This is a genomic window from Mesorhizobium sp. M0496, assembly GCF_040321205.1.
Classification (GTDB): Bacteria; Pseudomonadota; Alphaproteobacteria; order Rhizobiales; family Rhizobiaceae; genus Mesorhizobium.
In genome coordinates this window covers 1-5,260 of sequence record NZ_JAMYRC010000090.1, presented here as the reverse complement: position 1 = coordinate 5,260, position 5,260 = coordinate 1, and the positions used below count along the sequence as shown (strand labels likewise).

Genomic DNA, 5,260 nt, shown 5'->3' with positions numbered 1-5,260 from the left:
CCAAGCCAAGGTCCGGGCGGCCGCCCGGACCTTGGCTCAATCGCTCTAATCCCACGAAATCTCTCTCGTGTAGATACAAGGTGGCTCGGCGTAGCCGAGCCGGAGTGGGGGGTCGACCTGGCACGAGCATGCATTCAAGCCAAGTCCGCGATCCCGTCGCGTGCACAAATCAGTCGAAGAAGGCCTCGACCACGTTTCGCTTGCCGAGCATGAAGGCATCGGCGACATGCTGGAGAGGCGCGAGATCGACGTCGGAGGTGCCGGCGCGCACGATCTCGGCGAATCGCCGATAGAGCATCGGGTATTCCGCTTCCGGTTCGTCGTGGACGACACGGCCGTCGATAGCGAGCTTTGAGCCGCCGCCCGAAAGCACCATGGCGCCCTTGTCGGTGTCGGCCAGAATGTCCCAGCTTTGCGGGCCTGTCTGCAGCCAGTCGAGGTCCATTGTCACCGGCAAGCCATTCGAGGTGCGGAAGGTGACGCGCGCGGCAACCGGGGATGCGCGATTTTCGGGAAAATCCAGAACCGCCGAAGTGATGAACATCGCCGGCAGGATATGAGTGGCGATCGACAGCGCGTTGATGCCGGGGTCGAAGACGCCAAAACCGCCGGGCGCCCAGATCCATTCCTGGTTCGGGTGCCAGCGGCGCACGTCTTCCTTCCAGTTGATGGCGGCCGACTTGATCCTGGTCGAGTTCAGGAAGGCGCGCGCGGCCTCCACGGCCGGCGCATAGCGCGAGTGCCAGCTGGCGAACAGCGAGACGCCGTTCTGCGCGGCCAATGCCTTCAGGTTTTCGACCTCGCTGACAGTGGCGCCCGGCGGCTTTTCCAGGAAGACATGCTTCTTCGCCATCAGCGCCGTGCGCGCCGCGTCGTAGCGGAACTGCGGCGGCATGCAGAGCGAGACGGCCTCGAGCTCGGGCACTGCATCGAGCATCGATTCGATGGTCGGGAAATTCGGAATGTCATCTACCTTGCCGTGCCGGCTGGCAGCAGCGATCAGGCGATAGTCCTGGTCCTTCGCCAGGGCCGGCAGGTGCTGGTCGCGGACGATCTTGCCGACGCCGACGATGCCTATCTTAATGGGCTGGGACACGGCCGCTCCGTCTGTTGAGTGATGGTGATGGCTTCTTATCAGAACACTTGCCCTGGGCAAGCCGACAGGCCAACCTCAGTCTTACTCGATCTGAGCGCCGGCGTTCGTCGGCTAGGAAGCCTAGATCGCTGATTCGCCTCGGCAACCGATTCGAAAGCCGAGTCGAGGCCTGGTTTCAGATCGGCACGTCGAAGGTAACGATCGAAACTTCGCCTTCGAGCGCACCCTGGAAGGCGGAAAGATGCGGCTCTTCGTCGGGCACGCCGTCCATGTCGCCGATCTGGTCGAGCTCGGCCTCGGCGTAACCTTCCGCGGCAAGCGATTCGAGTGCCCGGCGCACCGCCGAATCGTCGTCGGGCGCGACCAGCATGACATGGACGCCTTCCGGTTTGCCGCCCTTTTTCTTCCACACCCGGCCGGTGATGATGGTGACCGGGCGTTCTTCATTGTCGTTCACGGGTCGATTCCTCTTGGCAATGTGTGGGCGGGCGAGGGGGTTCTGACTGCTCATGCGGCCTTTTCGCATGAAGAAGAGCCGTGCAACAGCGCAAAGCCATTCACTTTGCTAAAGGCTTGGCACTTTCTTCCTCGCTCTTGCAAAATTGCGAAAGAAAATTACATGCGTTTTTCACATGGCTGCCAAGCCTTGGTTGGCGCGCAATATTTAGCGCTCCGGGCTTGACGGTCCGCGGTCTTACGAGTAGAAGCCGCCCAGTCAGAACCGATGTGAGGCTCTCCCTTCCGAAGCGACACGCTTTGGAGTTTGCCTCAAACAGGGTTCGTTTTACGAGCGAAAAGACATTTCCGGCGTGCACGAAGCGGCTTCCGCTTCCTCTGCGATTTGTTCGGGCAAGACCGCGAGGCGCGGTTCGTGGCCCGAATTTGCGTATGGAAATGACGCTTTGAGCGGCCCTGACCGGGCGAGACACGGAATTGAGAGACAAGAGGGTTTAATGCCTACCGTCAACCAGCTGATCCGCAAGCCGCGCATTGCGCCGGTGAAGCGCAACAAGGTCCCGGCCATGCAGCAGAACCCGCAGAAGCGGGGCGTCTGCACGCGCGTCTATACAACGACGCCGAAGAAGCCGAACTCGGCGCTGCGCAAGGTGGCCAAGATCCGCCTGACCAATGGTTTTGAAGTGATCGGTTACATCCCCGGTGAAGGTCACAACCTTCAGGAGCACTCCGTGGTGATGATCCGCGGCGGCCGCGTCAAGGATCTTCCGGGCGTTCGCTATCACATCATCCGCGGCGTGCTCGACACGCAGGGTGTGAAGAACCGCAAGCAGCGCCGTTCGAAGTACGGCGCCAAGCGCCCGAAGTAAGATTTTCCGGCCTTGGCGCTCCTTGAGTGCGTCGGGCTATGAGATTGAGAGACAAAAGCCATGTCGCGTCGTCACAGTGCAGAAAAGCGTGAGATCAATCCGGACCCGAAGTTCGGCGATCTGATCGTCACCAAGTTCATGAATGCCGTCATGTATGACGGTAAGAAGTCGGTTGCCGAGACCATCGTCTACGGCGCACTCGACCAGGTTCAGTCGAAGACCAAGCAGGAGCCGGTCACCGTCTTCCATCAGGCGCTCGACAATGTCGCGCCGCATGTGGAAGTGCGTTCGCGTCGTGTCGGCGGCGCCACCTACCAGGTTCCGGTCGACGTGCGCCCCGAGCGCCGCCAGGCATTGGCCATTCGCTGGCTGATCGCAGCAGCGCGCAATCGCAACGAGACCACGATGGTCGACCGCCTCTCCGGCGAGCTGATGGACGCGGCCAACAACCGCGGCACGGCCGTCAAGAAGCGTGAAGACACCCACAAGATGGCTGAAGCCAACCGCGCTTTCGCGCACTACCGCTGGTAAGCGCGAACGAGACTGAGAGGCAGCTACGATGGCCCGCGAATACAAAATCGAAGACTACCGCAATTTCGGTATCATGGCGCATATTGACGCCGGCAAGACGACGACCACCGAGCGCGTCCTCTATTACACGGGCAAGTCGCACAAGATCGGCGAAGTCCACGACGGCGCTGCCACCATGGATTGGATGGAGCAGGAGCAGGAGCGCGGCATCACCATCACGTCGGCCGCGACCACGACCTTCTGGAAGGCTCGTGACGGCAAGATGCACCGCTTCAACATCATCGACACCCCCGGCCACGTCGACTTCACCATTGAAGTCGAGCGTTCGCTGCGCGTCCTCGATGGCGCCATCGCGCTGCTCGATGCCAATGCCGGCGTTGAGCCGCAGACGGAAACCGTCTGGCGCCAGGCCGACAAATACCGCGTTCCGCGCATGATCTTCTGCAACAAGATGGACAAGATCGGCGCCGACTTCTACCGCTCGGTCGAGATGATCGGTTCGCGCCTCGGTGCGCATGCCGTCGTCATGCAGCTGCCGATCGGCGCCGAGACCGATTTCAAGGGCGTTGTCGACCTCGTCGAGATGAACGCGCTGGTCTGGCGCGACGAGACGCTGGGCGCTGCCTGGGATGTCGTCGAGATCCCGGACGACCTCAAGGCTCGTGCCGAGGAATACCGCGAGAAGATGATCGAGGCCGCCGTCGAAATGGACGAGACGGCGCTTGAGAATTACCTCGAAGGCAAGATGCCGTCGAACGACGAGATCCGCGCGCTGATCCGCAAGGGCACCATTGCGGTGAAGTTCTACCCGATGTTCTGTGGCTCGGCCTTCAAGAACAAGGGCGTGCAGCCGCTGCTCGACGCCGTCGTCGAATATCTGCCGTCGCCGGCCGATGTTCCCGCCATCAAGGGTGTCGATGCCAAGACCGACGCTGAGATCGAGCGTCACGCCGACGACAACGAGCCGCTGTCGATGCTCGCCTTCAAGATCATGAACGATCCGTTCGTCGGTTCGCTGACCTTTGCCCGCATCTATTCGGGCAGGCTCACCAAGGGCATCTCGGTCGACAACACCGTGAAGGGCAAGAAGGAGCGCATCGGCCGCATGCTGCAGATGCATGCGAACTCGCGCGCCGACGTCGAAGAGGCTTTTGCCGGCGACATCGTTGCTCTGGCCGGCCTCAAGGACACGACCACCGGCGACACGCTCAGTGATCCGCTGCATCCGGTCATCCTCGAGCGCATGGAATTCCCCGATCCGGTCATCCAGATCGCCATCGAGCCGAAGACCAAGAACGACCAGGAAAAGATGGGCCTCGCCCTTCACCGCCTGGCCGCCGAGGATCCGTCCTTCCGCGTCAAGACCGACGAGGAAAGCGGCCAGACCATCATTTCCGGCATGGGTGAACTTCACCTCGACATCATCGTCGACCGCATGCGTCGCGAGTTCAAGGTCGAGGCCAATGTCGGCGCGCCGCAGGTGGCCTATCGTGAGACGATCACCCGCAGGCACGAGCAGGATTACACGCACAAGAAGCAGACCGGCGGTACCGGTCAGTTCGCCCGCGTCAAGATCGTCTTCGAGCCGAACCCGGACAGCAGCGAATTCGAGTTCGAGACCAAGATTGTCGGCGGCGCTGTGCCGAAGGAATACATCCCCGGCGTCGAAAAGGGCATCAACAGCGTCATGACCTCGGGTCCGTTCGCGGGCTTCCCGATGATTGGCGTCAAGGCGACGCTGATCGACGGCGCTTACCATGATGTTGACTCCAGCGTCCTGGCCTTCGAAATCGCCGGCCGCGCCTGCTTCCGTGAAGCCGCACCCAAGCTTGGCGTGCAGCTGCTCGAGCCGATCATGAAGGTCGAAGTTGTGACGCCGGAAGACTATGTCGGCAGCGTCATCGGCGATCTGAACGGCCGTCGTGGCCAGATCCAGGGTCAGGAAGCACGTGGTGTGGCCGTGGTCATCAACGCGATGGTGCCGCTCGCCAACATGTTCAAGTACGTCGACAACTTGCGCTCGATGAGCCAGGGCCGTGCGGCCTACACAATGCAGTTCGATCACTACGAGCCGGTCCCGACGGCGGTGGCCCAGGAAGTCCAGAAGAAATACGCGTAAGGGTTCCTTAGCCACCGGGTCGCGTCCTTTGCGCGATGCCGGATCTGAAGAGCGAATAACAATTTCCCCCAAGCGGGTAGAATAGACGGAGAACGATTATGGCCAAAGGTAAATTCGAGCGTAACAAGCCTCACGTGAACATCGGCACGATTGGCCACGTCGACCATGGCAAGACGTCGCTGACGGCGG

Annotated in this window: 6 protein-coding genes; 4 read left to right on the top strand and 2 right to left on the bottom strand. The window is 61.3% G+C overall.

The window, feature by feature from the left end:
- Positions 1–169 precede the first annotated feature (169 nt).
- Positions 170–1,096 carry a Gfo/Idh/MocA family protein gene (locus NKI73_RS33315; RefSeq protein ID WP_352636272.1) on the bottom strand — a complete coding sequence of 309 codons (927 nt, stop codon included), beginning with the start codon at positions 1,094–1,096 and terminating at the stop codon, positions 170–172.
- A 175-nt stretch (positions 1,097–1,271) separates the two neighbouring features.
- Entirely contained in the window at positions 1,272–1,553 is a 282-nt protein-coding gene (locus tag NKI73_RS33310) for a transcriptional regulator (RefSeq protein WP_023762912.1), read from the bottom strand.
- Positions 1,554–2,049: 496 nt separating this feature from the next.
- On the opposite strand from NKI73_RS33310, the gene rpsL reads away from it, so the two are divergent.
- From rpsL to NKI73_RS33290, 4 genes are all read left to right on the top strand, one after another.
- Positions 2,050–2,421: a 30S ribosomal protein S12 gene (gene rpsL / locus NKI73_RS33305; protein ID WP_006333356.1), complete on the top strand. Its 372-nt coding sequence runs from the start codon at positions 2,050–2,052 to the stop codon at positions 2,419–2,421.
- 60 nt (positions 2,422–2,481) lie between these two features.
- Positions 2,482–2,952 carry a 30S ribosomal protein S7 gene (rpsG, locus tag NKI73_RS33300; RefSeq protein WP_008875664.1) on the top strand — a complete coding sequence of 157 codons (471 nt, stop codon included), beginning with the start codon at positions 2,482–2,484 and terminating at the stop codon, positions 2,950–2,952.
- A 28-nt stretch (positions 2,953–2,980) separates the two neighbouring features.
- Complete coding sequence (fusA, locus tag NKI73_RS33295; RefSeq protein ID WP_352636270.1) at positions 2,981–5,071, top strand: elongation factor G; 2,091 nt, start codon at positions 2,981–2,983, stop codon at positions 5,069–5,071.
- 98 nt (positions 5,072–5,169) lie between these two features.
- The coding region (locus NKI73_RS33290; RefSeq protein WP_032908143.1) for a GTP-binding protein at positions 5,170–5,260 on the top strand (91 nt) is incomplete at its 3' end.

Bases quoted from the DNA above. Each gene is read 5' to 3' on its own strand.
- rpsL (WP_006333356.1), top strand. From the start codon at position 2,050: ATGCCTACCGTCAACCAGCTGATCCGCAAGCCGCGCATTGCGCCGGTG.
- rpsG (WP_008875664.1), top strand. From the start codon at position 2,482: ATGTCGCGTCGTCACAGTGCAGAAAAGCGTGAGATCAATCCGGACCCG.
- fusA (WP_352636270.1), top strand. From the start codon at position 2,981: ATGGCCCGCGAATACAAAATCGAAGACTACCGCAATTTCGGTATCATG.